General features: G+C 60.1%; 20 protein-coding genes. 16 read left to right on the top strand and 4 right to left on the bottom strand.

All coding sequences use genetic code 11. From position 1 onward, the window contains the following. Positions 1 to 55 precede the first annotated feature (55 nt). Together FY152_24525 and FY152_24520 are read left to right on the top strand one after the other, a co-directional pair. Positions 56 to 1297: a Zn-dependent hydrolase gene (locus FY152_24525; GenBank protein UXS35323.1), complete on the top strand. Its 1242-nt coding sequence runs from the start codon at positions 56 to 58 to the stop codon at positions 1295 to 1297. Beyond that, positions 1297 to 2229, top strand: a complete 933-nt coding sequence (locus FY152_24520; protein ID UXS35322.1) for an ornithine cyclodeaminase family protein — start codon at positions 1297 to 1299, stop codon at positions 2227 to 2229. Before FY152_24525 ends, FY152_24520 begins: the two co-directional genes overlap by 1 nt. 98 nt (positions 2230 to 2327) lie before the next feature. On the opposite strand, the gene FY152_24515 is transcribed toward FY152_24520, so the two are convergent. Then, positions 2328 to 3263, bottom strand: a complete 936-nt coding sequence (locus tag FY152_24515) for a LysR family transcriptional regulator (protein UXS35321.1) — start codon at positions 3261 to 3263, stop codon at positions 2328 to 2330. A gap of 197 nt (positions 3264 to 3460) precedes the next feature. Between FY152_24515 and FY152_24510 the strand changes: the two genes are divergently transcribed. The 10 genes from FY152_24510 to FY152_24465 all read left to right on the top strand — a co-directional run bounded on the left by FY152_24510 (position 3461) and on the right by FY152_24465 (position 12539). Next, entirely contained in the window at positions 3461 to 4108 is a 648-nt protein-coding gene (locus FY152_24510; GenBank protein ID UXS35320.1) for an RraA family protein, read from the top strand. 24 nt (positions 4109 to 4132) lie between these two features. After that, a complete protein-coding gene (locus FY152_24505) occupies positions 4133 to 5638 on the top strand; it encodes an ABC transporter substrate-binding protein (GenBank protein UXS35319.1) in 1506 nt (501 codons plus the stop codon). 126 nt (positions 5639 to 5764) lie between these two features. Further along, positions 5765 to 6685 (top strand): ABC transporter permease, encoded by a 921-nt coding sequence (locus FY152_24500; protein UXS35318.1) that lies wholly within the window; start codon positions 5765 to 5767, stop codon positions 6683 to 6685. Next, a complete protein-coding gene (locus FY152_24495; protein ID UXS35504.1) occupies positions 6676 to 7548 on the top strand; it encodes an ABC transporter permease in 873 nt (290 codons plus the stop codon). The genes FY152_24500 and FY152_24495 overlap by 10 nt, the downstream gene beginning before the upstream one ends. Then, entirely contained in the window at positions 7545 to 8513 is a 969-nt protein-coding gene (locus FY152_24490; GenBank protein UXS35317.1) for an ABC transporter ATP-binding protein, read from the top strand. Before FY152_24495 ends, FY152_24490 begins: the two co-directional genes overlap by 4 nt. Beyond that, complete coding sequence (locus FY152_24485; GenBank protein UXS35316.1) at positions 8510 to 9463, top strand: ATP-binding cassette domain-containing protein; 954 nt, start codon at positions 8510 to 8512, stop codon at positions 9461 to 9463. Before FY152_24490 ends, FY152_24485 begins: the two co-directional genes overlap by 4 nt. Before the next feature lie 129 nt (positions 9464 to 9592). Beyond that, entirely contained in the window at positions 9593 to 10396 is an 804-nt protein-coding gene (locus tag FY152_24480; protein ID UXS35315.1) for a transporter substrate-binding domain-containing protein, read from the top strand. 37 nt (positions 10397 to 10433) lie between these two features. Further along, entirely contained in the window at positions 10434 to 11102 is a 669-nt protein-coding gene (locus tag FY152_24475) for an amino acid ABC transporter permease (protein ID UXS35314.1), read from the top strand. Then, positions 11099 to 11746: an amino acid ABC transporter permease gene (locus FY152_24470; protein ID UXS35313.1), complete on the top strand. Its 648-nt coding sequence runs from the start codon at positions 11099 to 11101 to the stop codon at positions 11744 to 11746. The genes FY152_24475 and FY152_24470 overlap by 4 nt, the downstream gene beginning before the upstream one ends. Positions 11747 to 11771: 25 nt before the next feature. Then, the gene (locus FY152_24465; protein ID UXS35312.1) at positions 11772 to 12539 is read left to right on the top strand and encodes an amino acid ABC transporter ATP-binding protein; all 768 of its coding nucleotides are present in this window, start codon (positions 11772 to 11774) and stop codon (positions 12537 to 12539) included. A gap of 48 nt (positions 12540 to 12587) precedes the next feature. Here FY152_24465 and FY152_24460 read toward each other — a convergent pair whose 3' ends face one another. Next, positions 12588 to 12980: a RidA family protein gene (locus FY152_24460; GenBank protein ID UXS35311.1), complete on the bottom strand. Its 393-nt coding sequence runs from the start codon at positions 12978 to 12980 to the stop codon at positions 12588 to 12590. Between the two features lie 146 nt (positions 12981 to 13126). After that, positions 13127 to 13564, bottom strand: a complete 438-nt coding sequence (locus tag FY152_24455) for an Lrp/AsnC family transcriptional regulator (GenBank protein UXS35310.1) — start codon at positions 13562 to 13564, stop codon at positions 13127 to 13129. 128 nt (positions 13565 to 13692) lie between these two features. On the opposite strand from FY152_24455, the gene FY152_24450 reads away from it, so the two are divergent. Continuing rightward, positions 13693 to 14742 (top strand): ornithine cyclodeaminase, encoded by a 1050-nt coding sequence (locus tag FY152_24450; GenBank protein UXS35309.1) that lies wholly within the window; start codon positions 13693 to 13695, stop codon positions 14740 to 14742. Between the two features lie 54 nt (positions 14743 to 14796). Then, positions 14797 to 15678, top strand: a complete 882-nt coding sequence (locus FY152_24445; protein UXS35503.1) for an amidinotransferase — start codon at positions 14797 to 14799, stop codon at positions 15676 to 15678. 24 nt (positions 15679 to 15702) lie between these two features. Here the strand turns inward: FY152_24445 and FY152_24440 are convergent, their stop codons facing one another. Next, on the bottom strand, positions 15703 to 16863 hold the full coding sequence (locus FY152_24440; protein ID UXS35308.1) for an MFS transporter: 1161 nt from the start codon (positions 16861 to 16863) through the stop codon (positions 15703 to 15705). A 391-nt stretch (positions 16864 to 17254) separates the two neighbouring features. Here FY152_24440 and FY152_24435 point away from each other — a divergent pair, with 391 nt between their 5' ends. Together FY152_24435 and FY152_24430 are read left to right on the top strand one after the other, a co-directional pair. Then, on the top strand, positions 17255 to 18448 hold the full coding sequence (locus FY152_24435) for a Gfo/Idh/MocA family oxidoreductase (GenBank protein ID UXS35502.1): 1194 nt from the start codon (positions 17255 to 17257) through the stop codon (positions 18446 to 18448). Between the two features lie 375 nt (positions 18449 to 18823). After that, positions 18824 to 20107, top strand: coding sequence for a carbohydrate ABC transporter substrate-binding protein (locus tag FY152_24430; protein UXS35307.1), 1284 nt, complete (start codon positions 18824 to 18826; stop codon positions 20105 to 20107). Positions 20108 to 20112: the final 5 nt, after the last annotated feature.

The following is a 20112-nucleotide window of genomic DNA, read 5'->3' as shown; positions in this document are numbered from 1 at the left end:
GCAAACCCTCGCTCGCCGCCTCAGCGACGCAAGACAGGTATAACGAGAGGCTTCCATGAGCTTTACCCCCGACACCCGCATCGACCTCGATCGTTTCTGGTCGACCATTCAACGTTCCGCTGAAATCGGGAAGGGCCGCGAGGGCGGGCTTGCCCGTCTGGCGCTGACGGACAGTGACCGCGAGGTGCGAGACCAGTTTGTCGAATGGTGCGAGGCGGCCGGACTGACCGTCGAGATCGACCGGATGGGTTCGATCTTCGGGCGCCGGGCCGGCAGCGATGACAGCCTGCCGCCGATCTTTATCGGCAGCCATCTCGATACGCAGATCAATGGAGGCCGTTTCGATGGTATCGCCGGCGTGCTGGCCGGTCTGGAACTCGTTCGAACGCTGAACGATATAGGCCATGTGACCAGGCGCCCCCTCGTCGTGGTGAACTGGACGAACGAGGAAGGCGCGCGTTTCTCGCCGCCGATGATCGCATCGGGCGTCTTCGTTGGGCGCTACGAACTCGACTGGGCGCTCGATTTGATCGCCGACGACGGTCCGCGCCTTGGCGAAGAGCTTGAAAGGATCGGCTACAATGGCGACAAGCCCTGCACGGGCGATGTGGACGCCTATTTCGAATTGCACATCGAGCAGGGGCCGATCCTCGACGCGGAAAAGCGGCAGGTCGGCATCGTGACGGGCGGCTATCCGAGCTATGGCATGCGTGTGCGGTTCGATGGCGAGACCGCTCATACGGGTCCTACGCCGATGGACCTGCGCCATAATGCGCTGATTGCCGGCGCGCGGTTTCTCACGGCCGTGGACGATATCGGCTGGGATTTCGCGGTCATGGACGGCAAGGCCACCGGCTCGCGGCTGGCCGCCTGGCCGAACAAGCCCGGGATTCTTTCCGAAACCGCGCAATGTGTCGCCGATGTCCGCCATCCCGATCCGATCACCGCCAAGGTCATGGCGGAGAAGATGCGCCGGGCTGCCCATGAAGCCGGCGCGAAAGCAGGTTGCGGCGTTACCGTCGAGGATGAATGGGCGTGGGGCGGCGATATTTTCGATGCCGGCCTTGTCTCGACGGTCCGGGAAGAGGCGGTTCGTCAGGGCTGGAACTGGCGTGATATTCAGGCGCAGGCCGGTCACGACGCCTACCATATGGCGACGCGTTTCCCGACGGCGATGATTTTCACGCCCTGCAAGGGCGGCATCACCCACAATAACAAGGAGGACTGCGCACCGGACGATCTGGTTGCGGGTCTGAACGTCCTGCTCCACGCCGTTGTCCAGAGGGCGGATCGCTAATGCGGGTCTACGATCATCATGCGGTCGAGGACCGGCTCGACTGGCCCGGACTGATCCAGGCCCTGCGCGAGAGTTTTGCGCGGGGCGCGGTCGTCGCACCGCCACGTCAGTCGTTCACGATCGATTTGCCGGACAGCGAACAGGCGACGTTGCTGGTTATGCCTGCCTGGGAGGCGGGCAAGGCAGTCGGCGTCAAGGTCGTGACCTTCTATCCCGGAAATGCCGCCAAGGGGCAGGCGACGATCAATGCAGGCTACCTGCTTTTCGACGGTGCCGACGGACGCTTCGTTGCAGCGATGGATGGCGATGGGCTGACGGCCCGCCGCACCGCCGCCGCGTCGGCGCTTGCCGCAGATTATCTTGCCCGCCGTGACGTCAAGGTTCTGACGGTGGTCGGGACCGGACAGTTGGCGGGGGCGGTCGCGGCCGCCCATTCGTCCGTGCGTTCCTATGAACGCATTCTGATCTGGGGTCGTAGCCCGGAGAAGGCGGAAGCCACAGCGGTGGCGTTGCGCGCGCAGGGCTTGCCGGCAGAAGCTCAGGAGGAGCTTGAGGCGGCCTGTCGTGCGGCGGATGTCGTGTCGTCAGTGACTGCCTCGACGCAACCGCTGATCCATGGCGCATGGATGCGCGAGGGTAGCCACCTCGATCTGATCGGCGCCTTCAAGGCGGATATGCGTGAAAGCGATACGCTCGCCGTGACCCGGTCGCGCGTATTCGTCGACGGTCGGGCCGGTGCGCTTCTTGCCGGTGATCTTGCCCAGCCAATTGCTGAAAATGCGTTCGACCCGGCGCTGATCGTTGCGGATCTCGCTGAACTCACGAGGGGCGCGCCCGGCCGCCAGTGCGATGCCGAACGGACCCTGTTCAAGTCGGTCGGGCTGTCGCTGGAAGACCTCGTCGGTGCAACGATGGTTGCCGAAACCGGTTAGAGCATAATCCGACCGGAGTGAAACGAGGATCGATAAGATTATGCTTTCAAACAAAAATGTTAGAGCGCCGATTTGATCCAGTCAGATCGAGACGCGCTCTAAATCATATCCGGATAAAGCTTCAGAAGTTCGTCGATCAGGTCGATGAACTTCTGCTCCGGCGCCGTTGGCTGGGAAACCGGGCTATTGACGAGGAACACATCGGCGCCCAGCGGCTGGTCGACCAGCCGCAAAGGCCAGAGCTTGCCGGACGGGTTCTCGCCGGACACGGTCATCACCGGCAGGATTCCGATGCCGAGGCCGGACACGATCATCCTTTGCACTTCTTCGAGATCGTGGCTCGATCCGCTGATACGGCTGCCAAGCGCCATGCCTTCGCGCAGCATGATCATCGGCTCCAGCCCCATGCCTTCGGTGGCGCAGGTGAAGGCGACGAACGGTTCCTGCTGAAGGTCGCGCGCCGTGACTTCGGTACGCCCGTAGAGCGGGTGTTCGACACCGCAGAAGATCGAGAATTCCTCGCGAAAAAGATGGCGGCATGTGAGGTTGAGCAGTGGCTTGGTCAGCAGGCAGATACCGAGGCCAGCTTTCTCGTTGGTGATCCTTCGTACGGTTTCAGCCGAATTCTGCACTTCGATGCGCCAGGTAATCGAAGGATGGCGCTGGTGATAAAGCCGGATCGCTTCATCGATCAGTGGCGAGCGCAACTGGCTGATGATGCTCAGCCGCAATTCGCCGAACTCCTCGTCGTTGCGATCTTCCGTGAGGATGCCGATCCGGTCGACGGCGCGGAACATGTCCGCGCATTCCTGAAAGATCTTCTCGCCCCGGAGCGTCAGCGCGAAATGGCGGCTGCCGCGGAAGATAAGCTGGCAATCGAGCTGCTCCTCCAGCTTCTGAAGCGCAAGGCTCACGGAGGGCTGACTCATGTTCAGCCGCTTGGCCGCACGCGTCAGGCTTTTCTCCTCGGCTATGACGCAAAAGCTGCGCAGGAGATTCCAGTTGAGTTCTGACAGATCGGGACGTTGTGGCATGAACAAATTCCGTCTTCAACGCGATTTTCCTAACATGATTTCGACCCGTTAAAGCATAGGCGAGGCCTATCACTTCGATCAAGACCGGGATCGAAAGGCGGCTGTTTCAGCCCGCCGCCTGCCGTTACTGTTTCGGAATTCCATGCATTCGGAGCCGAGACCATGAGCCATTATCCCAACCTTTGCCGGGGCGCCAGATGATCCCCGACCTGTCGCAAGTCGAGACCGCCACGCTCGGTCATTTCCTTGTCGAAGGATTCATGGCGCCGTCAATCCAGGCGTTGGTGCCGGGCGCGCGCATCTGGGGGCCGGCCCTGACGGTCCGGCTTCCCGGCACGGATGGCGCGGCTCTGGCCGAAGCGCTTTCCGTCGCAAAACCGGGTGAAGTGATCGTCGTCGACCGCTGCGGCGATCTGCGCCACGCATGTTTCGGCGCTGTAACTGCGACGGCAGCCAAGAGCCGGGGTGTCGCCGGTGTGGTGATCGACGGTTTCGTCACCGACCTTGCCGCGCTCCTCGAAATCGGTGTGCCGGTTTGGTGCCGCGGCCGTTCGCCGATCACCACCCGTAACCGCCGTGTCTCCGGCAACATCCGCGGTGTCGTCAGTTGCGGCGGCTCCATGGTCAGCCAGGGCGACATCATCCTCGCCGACGAAAGCGGCGTCGTCGTGCTCGATCCGGCAACAGCGGCGCAGCATGCCGCGACCGCGCTCAAGATGCAGCACGATGAGATTTCGATACTCGAACGCCTGCGGGCGGGCGAGACCCTCAAGGACATTACCGCCCCCGCAAAGCTCGACGATGACGAGCGGCGGCGGTTGTTGAACCTGAATTTCAGGCAGTGATTTCCAACAAGAAAAGGGGAAGACATGACACTTTCGCTGAAACGCGTGCTTCTTTCGGCCGCCTGCATTTCGTTGCTGGCCGCGCCGGCAATGGCCGGCAAAGCCGACAACACGCTGAATGTTGCCTTCGCGCTGGAGCCGGAACCGCTCGATACGTACAAGATTGCCGGCCGCGAAGGCCTGATCCTCGCACGCCATGTCTATGACGGGCTCGTTTACAAGGACCTCGCAACGGGCGAATTCAAGGGTGCGTTGGCGGAAAGCTGGTCGCGCCCCGACCCGATGACCATCGAGTTCAAGCTGCGCACGGGCGTGAAATTCCATAATGGCGCCGATTTCTCCGCCAATGACGTCGTGACGACGCTCGCCACTGTCATCAAGCCCGAATATGGCACGCGCTACGCGATCTCGATCGACTGGATCAAGGATGTCGAGAAGGTCGATGACACGACCGTGCGTATTCATATGGCGAAGCCTTTCGCCGGCGCTTTCGAAATGCTCGCCGATTCGCTGCCGATCTACCCGCGTGAATATTTTGCGGCAAACGGTTCGGCCGGCATGGCCAGGGCACCCGTGGGTACCGGCCCGTACAAGCTCGTTTCGCAGGAGCCGGGCGTGCGTTACGTGCTGGAGCGCTTCGATGGCATTTATGCCGGAAGCCCGAAGGCCGGTGCGACCATCGACAAAATTGTCGTCCGGACGATGCCCGAACTCAATACGCAGTATGCCGAACTGATGTCGGGCAAGCTCGACTGGATCTGGCGCCTGCCGCCCGATCAGGCCGAGCGACTGAAGAGCCGCGTACAGGTGATGTCCGCGCCGATCATGCGCATATCCTTCATCAACCTCGCGCCGGTCGAGGGAACGCCGCTTGCCGACAAGCGGGTGCGTCAGGCCGTCGAGCATGCCATCAACCGCGCTGCGATCACCAAGGCGTTCGCGGGGGGTGCATCGGAAACGCTGAAAAGCTTCTGCAACCCGGCACAGTTCGGCTGCTCGCAGGACACGACGCAATACGACTATGACCCGGCCAAGGCGAAGGCTTTGCTCGAAGAGGCCGGTTTCAAGGACGGCGTGACCATTCCGATGGTTTTCGCCGCCATGCCGCGTCCGGTCGCCGAGGCGATTGCCGCGGATCTGGCCAAGGTCGGTATCACTGCACAGCTGGATGAACTGCAATATGCCGCGGGTGTCGGAAAATGGCGCGAAAAGCAGGTCCCGGCCTTCTTCTCGAACTGGGGCAGCTATGGTGTCGGCGATGCAGCCTTCCTGCTGTCTAACTTCTTCGGCGGCGGTGCCGACGATCTCGTGAAGGATACTGAACTCGCGAACTGGCTCAAGACCGGCGACACGTCTGCAGATCCTGAGGAACGCAAGGCGGTTTATCTGAAGGCCCTGAAGAAAATTGCCGACGAGGCCTATGTCGTGCCGATGTACAGCTTCAACGTCAATTACGGCCTGTCGAAGAACCTGAATTTCAGCGCCTGGCCGGACGAGTTCGCCCGCTTCTGGCAGACATCCTGGAAATAACTCCGCACCGGGGCGGCGGCTCTCGACCGCCCCGGACCGGTATTTCCACTCTTCAACGCATTCGGCCCGCCGGATGCGTCTATTCTCTTATATAAGGCGCACTGCGCCGCTCACGCGGAGGCAATCATGCTGATCTACCTGGCCCGACGGCTGGTGGTGGCACTTGGTGTTTGTATCGCCGTGTCGTTGCTGAGCTTCGGTCTCATGTTTCTGGTGGGCGATCCCGCCATCGCCATTGCCGGTTCCGGCGGTTCAGCCAAGGATGCCGAGGCAATTCGAATAGCCTACGGTTTCGACCGGCCGTTTCTGGTCCAGTATCTCGGCTGGATCGGCCGGATCGTTCGTGGCGATCTGGGTGACAGCATCTATTTCAACATGCCCGTGACGGAGATTATCGCCGCGCGTTTGCCGGTCACGCTGGTCCTGGGTGCAGCGTCCTTCGTCGTCGCGCTCGTTGTTGCCCTGCCGCTCGGCATCCTCGCCGCGTTGAAGCCCAACGGCCTTGTCGGCCGCGTCGCCCTCGTTCTGGCGGTAACCGGTCAGGCCATTCCCAGCTTCTGGCTGGGTTTGATGGCTATTGTCGTTTTCGGCGTCTGGTACGAAATGGTGCCGATCTCGGGCGCGGACGAGTGGCAAGGCTATATTCTGCCGGTGGTCGTGCTGGCCTATTCGGCAATGCCCGCCATGATGAGGATCACCCGGTCCGGCATGATCGATGTGCTGGGAACGGATTATATCCGCACCGCCTATGCCAAGGGCTTGTCCGGATGGCGCGTCATCGCCAGCCATGCGCTGCGCAATGCCATCCTGCCGCTCGTGTCGCTCGCCGTCGTCCAGCTTGGCGTGCTGCTCTCCGGCTCCATCGTTATCGAAAGCGTGTTCGCATTGAACGGCCTCGGCCGTTTGGCATGGGAATCGCTGCTGCGCGCCGATCTGCCGGTGGTTCAGGCCATCATCCTGATCCTGTCGCTGGTCTATGTGCTTTTGACCACGGCAGGAGACCTGATCAACGCCTGGCTCGACCCGCGCATAAGGGGATCCCGCTGATGTCCACCGATACGTTTCGACCTTCCGTGCTTCGAAAGATCTGTCGCAACTCCGCGCTCGTGACCGGCGGCGGCGTTCTGCTGGTCATGGTGCTGATCGCGGTCCTTGCGCCGCTGATCGCGCCGCACGATCCTTATGCCCAGAACCTCGAACTGCGCTTTCTGCTGCCCTTCTGGCATGAAGGCACCGATCCCGCCCACCTTCTGGGCACGGATCACCTCGGCCGCGACTATCTGTCCCGACTGATCTACGGCACGCGGATTTCGCTTGGCGTGGGCTTTGGCGTGATCGTGCTCTCCGCCGTCATCGGCATTTCCCTCGGTCTGGTCGCCGGCTATTTCGGCGGCGTCACGGATATGGTCGTCAGCTTCCTGATCACCACGCGGCTGTCATTGCCGATCGTTCTCGTGGCGCTGGCGGCGGTCGCATTTGCCGGTGCTTCACTGACGACGCTGATCACTGTCCTCGGATTGCTGCTCTGGGATCGTTTCGCGGTTGTCTCGCGCGCGGCTGCGCAGTCGTTGCGAAGCCGTGAATTCATCAAGGGGCTTCGCGCCATCGGTGCGTCGCAGATCCGCATTCTCTTCCTCGAAATCCTGCCGAACATGCGTTCGTCGCTGATTGTCGTGCTTACGCTGGAGGTTGCCAATGTCATCCTGCTCGAAGCGGCGCTCAGCTTCCTCGGCCTTGGCGTTCGCGCGCCGACTCCATCCTGGGGACTGATGATCGCGGAGGGTCGGGAAAACATTCTTTTCGATCCGTGGCTGATCGCCCTGCCGGGCGGGGCGCTGTGCGTGCTCGTTCTGGCGGTGAATCTGCTTGGCGACGGACTGCGCGACATGACCGGAGGGCGCGTGAAATGAGCCTCCTCGACCTGAAAAACCTGCGTATCTCGATCCCGACCGAACGTGGTGTGCTCAATGCCGTGCGCGGCCTTGACCTGGCAGTCGATGCGGGCGAGACCGTCTGTCTCGTTGGCGAATCCGGTTGCGGCAAGTCGCTGACAGCCATGACCGTCATGGGACTGGGACCGAAGACCGCGCGGATCGAGGCCGACCGCTTCGGCCTGCTCGGACAGGATATGCAAGGTAAATCCGCCGGCGCGTGGAGCCGCCTGCGCGGGCGCGGTCTTTCGATGATCTTTCAGGATCCGATGACCTCGCTCAACCCGACCCTGACTGTGGGCAGGCAATTGACCGAAGGCGCTCGCATCATCGAGGGCCTGTCGCGGCAGGCAGCGGAAAGGCGCGCCGTCGAACTGCTCGAACGTGTCGGCATCGCCCGTCCCGCACAGCGGCTCGGCCAATATCCCCATCAGTTTTCCGGCGGGCAGCGTCAGCGGCTGATGATCGCCATGGCCTTGATGAGCCAGCCGAAATTCCTGATCGCCGACGAGCCGACAACGGCGCTCGACGTCACCATTCAGGCGCAGATACTGGCGCTGCTCGCCGAACTTCAACGCGATCTGTCGCTCGGCCTGCTGCTGATTACCCACGACCTCGGCGTCGTTGCAGCGATAGCAGACCGGGTGGCGGTGATGTATGCCGGCCGGATCGTCGAGGAAGGGCCGGTCGCAGCGGTCTACAGAGCGCCAGCCCATCCCTACACGAACGGCCTGATGGCCGCCATTCCGGTACCGGGTCGAACTCCACGGGGCACGCCTTTGCCGGCTATTCCCGGCAGGGTCCCCGACCTTGTCGGAACGGTTTCTGGCTGCGCTTTCCGCGACCGCTGTTCGCACGATCTGGCTGTTTGCGCCAGCACTTTCCCGCCCGTTCGTCACGGCGCCACCCGTGTCGAATGCCACCTTGCGGAGGCCGCACAATGACCGCTGCTCTTGAACTGCGCCATATCTCGAAGCGTTATTCGGTTCAGCAGGGCCTGTTCCGCCGCCCGTCTGTCCTGACCGCGCTGAACGATCTCTCTCTCAACGTCATGCCGGGCGAAACGCTCGGCCTCGTGGGAGAATCGGGCTGCGGCAAGAGCACAGCGGTCAACATCATGCTGGGTCTGCTCGCTCCGGACGAGGGGCAGATTTTTCTCGACGGGAAGGATATCGGCGCGCTGTCGCTGGCAGCGCGCGTCCGGGCGATACAGCCGGTGTTTCAGGATCCCTATTCCTCGCTCAATCCCATGCGCAGAATTTCCGATCTGGTCGCACAACCGCTCAGGCTACATGCGCGTAATGTCGATCCGGCACCCGTCGTCAACGAAATGCTCGACCGTGTCGGTTTGCCGCCGAGGCTTGCCAGCGCCTTCCCCGCTGAGATTTCCGGCGGGCAACGGCAGAGAGTGGCAATCGCACGGGCGCTGGTCCTGCGGCCGAAAGTGCTGATCTGCGACGAGCCGACCTCGGCTCTCGACGTGTCGGTCCAGGCGCAGGTGATTAATCTTCTGCTGGAACTCAAGGCCGAACTCGGGCTGACCATGGTCTTCGTCAGTCACAATCTCGCAGTTGTCGAGCATCTGGCCGATCGGGTGGCGGTGATGTATCTGGGGGAAAAGGTCGAGGAAGCCTCGGTAGAGGATGTGTTCGCTGGCGCCCGGCATCCCTATACGCGGGCGCTGCTGGGTGCGACGCTTCCGCCCGAACCGGGTGCGGCATTGCCGGATCCTATCATGGGCACGTCAAATGCGGATCCGCTCGATCGCGGCACGGGGTGCGCCTTCGCGCCACGCTGTCAGTCCGTCAGTCCGGCATGCGTCGCGGCTCCGGTACCAGCCACAGAACTCGATACAGGAATGGTGCGATGCCTTTTTCCCGCCTTGTCTACATAGCGAATAGAGGGCCCGGATCGCGCAAATACTATGACAGCCATAAATTTCGCGCTGCCGAAAGGCGAGACGCCGGACGGAACAGCGGCTACAGTCGATCACAATGACAAAACGTTAACTAAGGGGACTTCCATGAAATTTGCCAATCGTTTGCACTCAATTGCATTTGCTATAACGGCAACAGCCACCGCGCTCACGGGAGTGGCTCACGCCGATGACCTTGCGGACATAAAGTCGGCGGGCGTGATTAATGTCGGCATTTTTCCCGACTTTCCGCCCTTTTCCTCGGCAACGGCCGACATGAGCACCGTCGGCTATGACGTGGATGTCGCGAACTCCATCGCGCAGACCCTGGGTGTTAAGGTAAACCTTGTGGCGGTGAACGGGCAGAACCGCATCGCCTTTCTCAACGACAAGCGCATCGATATGCTGTTGAGCGTTGGTTACTCTGACGAACGGGCCAAGGCGATCGGTTTCGTTGCTCCCTACGCCCCTTATTACATTGCGGTTATTGGCCCGCAGGCCGCGCAGGTGAGTGGCCCGGCGGATCTTGCCGGCAAGTCAATCTCCGTCAATCAGGGGACGCTTGAGGATACTTCTCTCACCAAGGCTGCCCCCGAGAGTGCAACAATCCGTCGTTTTCCCAACTACAGTGCAGTGATCCAGGCCTTCGTCACGGGGCAGACCGATCTCATGGCGGTTGGTAACAACGTTGGCGCGCAGGTGCTCGAAAAGCAGACTGCGTTGAAGCCGGAAGAAAAGTTCCAGCTTATGTCCTCGCCTTCGCACATCGCAGTTCGCAAGGGCGAAGATGCCCTGAGCGGTGTTATCGCCGGCGCCCTGAAGACGATGATGGATGATGGCTCTCTCAATGCTGCGTCGGAAAAGTGGCTCAAGACTCCCTTGAAGCCTGAAAACCTGAAGCGGCCGCAGTGACGGGTCTCATCCAGATCAAGCTGGCGAAGGCGAATGCATGAACGGAGCTTTTGATTTCGGCTGGCTTGAAACCGGGTTCTATGCCTTGGTTCAAGGCGCGGCATTGACCATCATGCTAACGGTCGCCTCTACTGCTCTGGGGCTTTTCATCAGTGTTCTCGGCGCCGCTGCGCGCCGGGGGCAAACCGTGTGGCTGCGTTCGCTGGTGGGTTTCTATGTCGAGGCCATTCGCAACACGCCTTTCATTGTTCAGCTCTTCATCATCTACTTCGGTTTGCCGAGCTTCGGTTTCAATATCAGCCCGATTGCGGCCGGCATTCTCGCAATGACGTTAAACATCGGCGCTTACGCGACCGAAATTGTCGCAGCGGGTCTGGCAGCCATCGGACCGGGGCAACGGGAAGCGGCCCAAGCGCTTGGGCTGAGGCCGCGGATCGTCTTTTTCAAAGTGGTGCTACCGCAAGCAATGGCCGTGATCTTTCCGGCATTGGCCAGCCAGGTCGTGATCACCATGCTCGATTCTGCTGTCGTCTCCCAGATATCGGTTCGCGAGCTGACCATGCACGCCAATCTGATCCAGAGCCGGACTTTTCGCCCATTTGAGACCTTCCTGACCGCCGCAATCATTTATCTTGTGCTGGCGATTGTGCTTCGCCGTTTCCTGAAACTTTGCGCCAAGCGATATCTGGGGGCGGGATTGTCATGATCGAGTTCACGTTATGGGACATCTTGCGCAACCTGCTTTTTGCAACGCGCTGGACGCTCCTTCTCTCGTTCGTGGCCTTCATCGGCGGAATGGCGGCGGGCCTTGCAATTCTGTTTGGCCTGATTTCCGAGAATAAATGGGTTCGCAGGCTCGCTGCAGGTTATATTGAAGTGTTCCAGGGCACGCCGCTGCTGCTGCAATTGTTCCTGATCTTTTTTGGTCTTCCTCAGTTCGGCTTGAGAATAGAGCCATGGACCGCTGCGGCGCTGGGGTTGACCTTGTACGCCTCCGCCTATCTTGGTGAGATCTGGCGCTCTGGCGTTGAGGCCCTGCCGCAGGGGCAATGGGATGCAGGTGCAAGCCTTGGGCTGCATCGTTGGCAGGAACTGCGGCTTATCATCCTGCCGCAGGCATTTCGCATCACCACCGGCCCAACTGTCGGCTTCCTCGTGCAGCTGATCAAGTCTACTGCGCTCGCTTCCATTCTGGGGTTTCACGAGCTCGTGCATACTGCCGACGCACTTAACAATGCGACGTTCCAGCCCTTCCGGGTTTATGGTCTGGTCGCACTCATCTACTTTGCAATGTGTTTCCCGCTGACGCGTTACGCGAAGTGGCTCGAAACCCGTCAGGCAAAAGTCTGATTTCCCGATCGAAGAGGAAATGAAAATGACGCAGGCAAAACAATTGTCGGCCAGGCAAGACGTCGCCGTCCTCATCGAGGCCATGAACAAATGGTATGGCCAGTTTCATGTTCTCCGGGACATCGATCTTTCCGTCCGCGTCGGTGAGAAGATCGTGATCGCCGGGCCTTCGGGGTCAGGAAAATCGACCATGATCCGTTGCATCAACCGGCTGGAAGAACACCAGTCCGGCCGTATCGTGGTCGATGGTATCGAGCTGTCCACCGATCTCAAGAATATCGATCGTGTGCGCTCTGAAGTCGGCATGGTCTTCCAGCATTTCAATCTTTTTCCCCATCTGACGATCCTTGAAAACTGCACGCTTGCGCCGATCTGGGTTCGCAAGACGCCCCGCAAGGAAGCCGAGGATGTGGCGATGCACTTCCTTGAAAAGGTGAAAATACCGGATCAGGCGCACAAATATCCCGGTCAGCTTTCGGGCGGCCAGCAGCAGCGCGTAGCGATTGCCCGTTCGCTTTGCATGCGGCCGCGCATCATGCTCTTCGACGAACCGACCTCGGCGCTCGATCCTGAAATGATCAAGGAAGTGCTGGACACCATGATCCAGCTTGCCGATGAGGGCATGACGATGCTCTGCGTAACCCACGAGATGGGCTTTGCGCAGGCGGTCGCCGACCGGGTGATCTTCATGGCTGACGGGCAGATCGTCGAACAGAACAATCCGCGCGAGTTCTTCACGAACCCGCAGTCTGAACGAACCAGACAGTTCCTGAGCCAGGTTCTGGGACACTGAGAAACAAAGGGTGGCCTGAGCCGCCCTTTGCTATCCAACGGTCACATCTTACAGAACAGGTGCGATACATTCGATTTCGATGTCGAATGCCGGCCAGGTGTTGATCGCGACGCAGGTTCTGGCGGGGAAACCGTTGTGGAAATAGGTACGGTAGACCTCGTTCATCTCCGCGGCGAGCGCGTTGTCGGCAATGTAAACGGTGGCCTTGACGACCTGTTCCAGCGATGAGCCGCCGAATTCAAGGGTGAAGGCAAGCGCGTTGAGCGCTGCACGCGTCTGGGTCCCGATGTCGCCGCGCACGATCTCGCCTGTTCGAAAATCGATTGGCGGCATGCCGCAGGTGTAGAGCATATCCCCGGTGCGGACCAGAACGGAGACAGGCGCGCCGATACGTCGAAGAGTGTCCGAGATGACGGGGATCTCTATGATTGCTCTGCTCACTTCATGTCCTTTCGATGTGAAGGGGTGCAGTATACAACACAAAACAACGTGCTTCAGGAGCCCAGGATCATGGCTGGCATAGCGTTCGCTTATCGATCACTTCAGGAGGGGCAGGGCAGGTAAGGGTTCGCCGGGTATCGCACCTCTCAGACACTGCTCAGAAGCAGGCTGGTTTCGCTGTTGGACACGCCATCGATCATACGGATTTCACGCAGCACCCGGTCGAAATCGGAAAGACTGCCCGCGCGAATATCAGCCACCAGATCCCATTTTCCGTTGGTGGTGTGGACCGAGGCGATCTCGGGGATGCCGCGCAGTTTGCGGATAACCTGCGTCGTGGATTTGCCCACGACTTCGATCATCATCACGGCGCGCACCGCCCGATCGTCATAGTCCTCGCGCACCCGCACCGTAAAACCGAGCAGTGTTCCGGTTGCCGACAGCCGGTCCAGCCGGTTCTGAACCGTGCCGCGCGCAACGCCGACTGCATCCGCCAGCTTTGCAAGCGAAGCGCGCCCGTCACCGCGCAGATGTGCGATGATGCGGCGGTCGAGCTCGTCGGGAATGTATTTTGCAATGTCCATTTGCTTCATTGTCATTTATGGAAGTTGATCTGATCATATTGCTCATTTCACTGCCTGTTTAAACACTCTTTTGCGATTTTTGTTGAACAGGCTCCGCGTTAGCCTTGGCGAACAACCAAGGAGCTACCATGTCCCAGTTTCCTTCCGCAAAAGCGCTCATTCCCTTCGTCAGCGTCGAGAACATGATGCGTCTCGTTCATCATGTCGGCGTCGAAACCATGCTGGTGGAGTTGACGGACGCCATTGAAGCCGATTTTCGCCGTTGGGACGTTTTCGACAAGACGCCGCGTATCGCCTCCCATTCCCGCGACGGTGTTATCGAGCTGATGCCGACGTCGGACGGCGAGATCTATGGCTTCAAATATGTAAACGGCCATCCGAAGAACATGGCGGCGGGGTTTCAGACCGTGACCGCATTCGGACTGCTGGCGCAGGTGTCGACGGGATATCCGGTTCTTCTGACGGAAATGACGTTGTTGACGGCGTTGCGCACCGCCGCGACTTCGGCGATGGCCGCAAGGTATCTGGCTCCTGAAAAGGTCAGGGTCATGGCAATGATCGGTAACGGCGCCCAGGCCGAGTTTCAGGCGCTGGCCATGAAGGCGGTGGTGGGCATCGAGGAAGTCCGGCTTTACGATAGCGATCCGCAGGCGACCGCCAAGGCCGCCGCCAATCTCGCCGACACCGGCCTGATCGTCACGGTCTGCGGCACGGCGCATGAGGCCGTCAGGGGAGCCGGGATCATCACCACCTGTACGGCCGACAAGCAGTTTGCGACGATCCTGACAGACAACATGATCGGTTCGGGCGTACATATCAACGCCATCGGCGGGGATTGCCCGGGCAAGACGGAACTGCACAGGGAGATTCTTGCGCGCGCGGATACATTCGTGGAGTACCCGCCGCAGACCCGCGTTGAAGGAGAAATCCAGCAGATGGACCCAGATTATCCGGTCACGGAACTGTGGCGTGTGGTGCGCGGAGAAGCCGAGGGGCGGCGAGATGAGCGCCAGATCACCCTCTTCGACAGCGTGGGCTTCGCGGTGGAAGACTTCTCCGCGTTACGCTATGTCCGGGAGAAGTTGAAAGACACTGATTTTTATCAGGAAATTGACATTATTGCCGATCCGGACGATCCGCGTGACCTGTTCGGCATGTTGCGCCGCGCGAAGGTGTGAAGAACGATGACGAAGAAGACCGCTTACTCCATTCAGGCCCCGGGAGCGGTGGTGATGGTGCGCCCGCACCATTTTACCGTGAACACCGAGACCGCCGCCGATAACAGCTTCCAGGCGATGCATGACGATGGCGCCGATCTTGCGGCAATCGCCCATGCCGAAATCACGGCAGCCGCCCGGACCCTGCAACATCATGGAGTGACCGTTCATCTGTTCGAGGACGAGGGAAAAGCCACACCGGATTCGGTGTTTCCTAATAACTGGTTCTCCACCCATGCCGGTGGTCACGTGGCCATCTATCCGATGAAAGCTGAAAGCCGCCGCCTGGAGCGCCGGCCGGATATCATAGAGATGCTGAAATCCCGCTACAGGGTACAGGATATCATCGAATATTCGGGATTGGAGCCCGATGGGCTGTTTCTTGAAGGAACGGGTGCGATGGTTCTCGACCACATCGACCGCGTGGCCTATGCGGCGCGTTCCGACAGGACGAACCCGATCGCGCTGGAGCGGTTCTGCACGCACTTCAATTTCGAGCCGATGGTGTTCGATGCCTGCGACGAGCAGGGCCTTGCGGTGTATCACACCAATGTCTTGATGTGCGTGGCGACCGATTTCGCGATGATCGGCCTGGACATGATCACCAGCGAAAGACGCCGCGCCGAAATCGTCATGCGGCTTGAACGGTCCGGTCGGGACGTGATTGCGCTGACCAATGACCAGATTCGCCGTTTCGCGGGAAATGCGCTGGAACTTCAGGGACAAAGCGGCCGTATTCTGGCGCTGTCGGCCACGGCGCTCGCGGCCCTCGACAGCGATCAGGTGAAGGCGATCGGCGCGTTTGCCGAGCCGGTGGCGCTCGACATTCCAACCATCGAGAAGGCCGGCGGTTCCGTGCGGTGTACGCTTGCGGGAGTTCACCTGACGCCGCGTTGACGGAACCCGTTCGATGCCGGTTGTTCAGTCCCGGCTTTGCAGGGATCTTGCGACCGCCAGCAGAACGAGCGCGCAGCATGTCGCCACCAGAGCGATGGCATATACCGCATTGCCATCGGCGCGAAAGACGGAGCCGGAGGTGAGTGTGACGGCTGCCGACGTGAGAGCCTGGATCGTGACATATTGCCCCTGAACCCGGGCGATGCGCTCTCCCGGAACACGGGCTGCGATAAAGCCCATCAGGCCGAGATAGGTGCCGCTGAACGTGAAGGCATGTAGCAGCTGGGCAAGGATGACCATGCCGGGACTATCGGGAAAGCAAAGGAAGAGCCCCCATCGAAGAAGCGCGACGGTTGCGGCAAAGGCAAGCAGGAGGACGGGCTGCAAGAAGCGGGCGACCACCGGGCCAAGCCAGAACATGCCGATTTCCGCGACGGATGCCGCCGACCAGAGAAGGCCGATGGAGAATTCGCCGTAACCTTCCCGCGCCAGCAGAACCGATCCGAATGTATTGAACGGCATATGGCTGGCCTGAATGAGCGCGGCTGCCCCCATGATGAGCAGGAGAAAGGGACGATGTGGCTTTCCATCGCCGGTATGGCGGGACATGCCGATCGATCCGGTTTGTTGCGAGCGTTCGTCCGGCAGGAGAAAAACAAAGAAAAACAAGGCGAAATTTGATATGATGAAGATGATCGGCACGAGGTCCGCGCCGGCGGCGGCGATCAGGCCGCCACAGCCTGTGCTGACCGCGATGAAGCTCGCCGACCCCCACAAACGGATATGGCCATAGCTGCGCACCGCACCAGTGCGGACGAGATCGATGGCATTGGCTTCGAGGAGCGGCAGAACGGCCTGCCATGCGCATAGCATGATGGCAGTGGGAACGATCAGAGCGGTGAAACCGTAAAGGTGCAGGCACACCAGCCCGGCAGCGGCGGCCGTGAGCGCGAGCGAGCGCATCAGCATCCGGCGGTTGCCGGTCCGGTCGGCAAGCCAGCCTATGGCGGGGCCGGTGCCGATGCGCAAAATCATCGGCACCGCCATTGCGAGGGCTATATCCGCGCCGTTCAGTCCGTGTCTGGAAAGCCAGAGAGGCATGAACGGCTGGCTGGCGCCCGCCGCGGCAAAGAACGCGACGTAGGCGAGCGGGAGCGGGAAAAGGGTTTGAATGCGCCTGTTCATGGCCGGTTATCGGGCGCCTGTGCCGATCTCCCGAAGAAGCGGTGTGGCTCGCATACGGTGTTTTCCATGAAGCTAATGCCGGGCATTTGCCTGCCAGTCTGATGTCGATACATGGGAGGGTGACGCATCTTTGTTGATTGTGAAGCAGAAAGACCGGGAAAACGGCAGTCTTCCGCTCCGGGCTATCGAGGTTTCGGCAGCATGAACCGGGCCGGGTTTCTGAGCTCTTGAAGGAGCCTCTTGACCATATGTATCTGTATGCAATTATTCCGAAGCAAAGACAAATTGTTCGATGCATTTTTCTGAATTGAGCAGGCCCGGCAGTGCTCCTGACACGGGTGGATATTGGCATGCGTCGCAAGGTGAAGGCATGACTGAAGAAATATGGCCAATGCATCCGCATCCATTCCGTTCGCTCGGCGTGGGCGTCATCGGGACCGGAGATATTGCGGGCATTTATCTGCGCAATATTCCCGCATTCGAAGGTGTGCATCTTGTGGCTTGTGCGGGTCGAACTCCCGAAGCGGTCAGAGCAAGGGCTGATGCCGCCGGCATCGACGCGTTGTCGATTGATGCCATGCTCGCCAGGCAGGATGTCGATATCGTCGTCAACTTGACGCCGCCGGCCGTGCATGCCGAACTGACTTTGGCCTCCGTTGCGGCAGGCAAGCATGTTTATTCGGAAAAGCCCCTGGCGGTTACGCTCTCCGAGGGCAGGGCGCTTGCCCTTGAAGCCGAGCGCCTCGGGGTGCGTCTGGCCTGTGCGCCTGACACTTTTCTTGGAGCGGCCGGCCGTCTTGCGCGCTCCATGGTGGATAGTGGCAAAATCGGGCATGTCCTGTCGGGAACATGCACGTTCATGTCACACGGCATGGAAGGCTGGCACCCGAACCCCGCCTTCTTCTTCCGGGAAGGGGCTGGTCCGGTCTTCGATATTGGCCCCTATTACCTTACGGCCCTGATCAATCTGCTGGGGCCGATTGTCAGCGTGCAGGCGCAGGCCTCGAAGGGATTTGAGGAGCGGGTGGCGACGGCTGCGGGCCCGATGTATGGCCAGCGCATTCCGGTATCGACGCCGACCACCGTGATGGCGTTGCTTCAATTCCGGTCCGGGGCGCATATCAGCATGACAATGAGCTGGGATGTATGGCGTCATGGGCACAATCCGATCGAAATCTACGGAACCGAAGGGTCCATGAGGCTTGCCGATCCCGACAGGTTTGGCGGTGTTGTCAGCTTCACGCGGGCGGGTGGGGCTTGGCAGGAGGTGGATAGCGGTGCCATGCCGCTTGGAACAGCAAACTGGCGTTCGCCGAGAGCGCGGCCGGATGCGCCTGCTTCCGCGAACTACCGCGGCGTAGGTGTCGCGGATCTGGCGAGGGGCATCGGGACCGGCCGGCCGCACCGCTGCTCTGCACGGCTTGCCCTGCATGTCACGGAGGCGATGGACGCTATCCTGTCCGCCGCCGCGCTGGGCAGGGCGGTCGATCTGGAAACATCCGTCGAGCGACCCGAAAGCCTGTCGGATGAAGCGGCGACGGCCCTGCTTGGTCCGGACTCCGCATGGGTTCCGTTTTGCGTATGAGGCGGTGTTTCCTCGGTAATTTCGCTCTTTGCATGTGGCTGTGAATTTGGACGGGTACAAGACTATTTAATCCGCCGTAATTTTAGGCTGGTGGATTGAATGTCTTGCGATTAAGTGCGAAAAAATGCGCCAAGCAGCCTTATTTTTCCCAAAAATAACAAATATCGCGTTTTTCGCATGAAGGAATTGACAAGACGCGGCTTTGAAATAATTATCCGTATATCGGAATAAATAATCTGACTTCCGGCGAACTGTCGATGTGTGCTTCTCGCGGGTTTCACGCGTGTATTTCGGGAATTTCGGTGATTTTTGGCTGTATTACACAGTTTTCGTCGAGCGCTGAAACGTGTCTTTAGACTAATAGGGGAACAAAAAATGTTTGATAGTCGCATAAAATATATGATGTCGGCTTTGGCTGGCGTTTGCATGATGGCCGGTTCGGCGGCGGCAGACCAGTTGCCGGAATTCTGGCATTACATGGGTACCGGCGGCGAATATGATGGCGTCAAGGGTATGATCGAGGCGGTGAACAAGCAGAACCCCTCCGCCCCGGTAACCGAGCGCGCGGTGCCCGGCAATGCTCCCGGCTTGAGACAGCAGATCCAGGTCGCCGTCATGGGCGGCACGCCGCCGCTGGCCTATCAGTTCAACATGGGCTGGGACCTTGTGGAGGTTGCGGAAACCGGCCGCGTCCTGCCGATCGACGACGTGTGGCAGAAGATCGATGGCGACAAGGCATTCCCGGCCAGCTTGCGCAACGTCGTGTCTTTCGGTGGACATCACTATGCCATTCCGCTTGCGATCAGCGTCATCAGTGACGTCTACTACAACAAGAAAATGTTTGCCGATCTTGGCCTGAAGCCGCCGGCAAGCTGGGAAGACTGGCAGGAAATCTGCAAGAAGGTCGAAGCTGCCGGCAAGGCTTGCCTTTCGCACAATGCGGGTTTCCCCTGGGGCCTCTACAACATGTATTCCGTCATCATTTCCGATCTCGGAATTGACGGATACTGGAAACTGGCGCGTGGCGAGCTGGCGTTCAACGGTCCGGAAATGCGCGGTGTCTTCGAGCATTACGGGGAACTGTTCGGCAAGCACTATATCAAGAACTGGACCGGCAATACGGCATGGTCGGATGGCGCCGACGTTCTGATGCGCGGCGATGCCGCGATGTTGATGGCAGGAAGCTGGATGGCCGGCTACATGAAGACGCGCGGCTGGAAGCCGGGTGAGGATTTCGATTTCTTCAGCGCGCCGGGCGTGAAGGGTTATACGATTTTCCAGATGGATACGGCGGTTGCTCTCAAGGGTGACCGCGAAGAGCAGGCCAGGACATTGATGGCGTCGCTTGCCTCGCCGGAAGCACAGGCTGCGCTGAACGCGCCGAAGGGCTCTATCGCCGGTAATATCAACACGCCGAAGTCCATCTACGACACGCTCGCAACGAGACAGGTCGACGACTTCATCGGGACGACGGGTAAAACGGCAGTGCCCAATCTGCTCGTGCTTCAGCCGGTCGACTTCCGCGTGACGCTTGGATCCCAGATCGAGCGCTTCGCGGCCAACCCGACCAAGGAGGCGCTGGAAACGGCTGTCGAGACACTGGAAAAGGAACGCCAGAAACTCATTGCCACCAAGAGTTTCTACCCCTGGCAGCCCTGATGCGT

It is taken from the genome of Agrobacterium tumefaciens, from assembly GCA_025560025.1.
GTDB lineage: Bacteria > Pseudomonadota > Alphaproteobacteria > Rhizobiales > Rhizobiaceae > Agrobacterium.
Note: the sequence above shows the minus strand (reverse complement) of the source record. Positions and strands in the feature narration are given on the sequence as shown.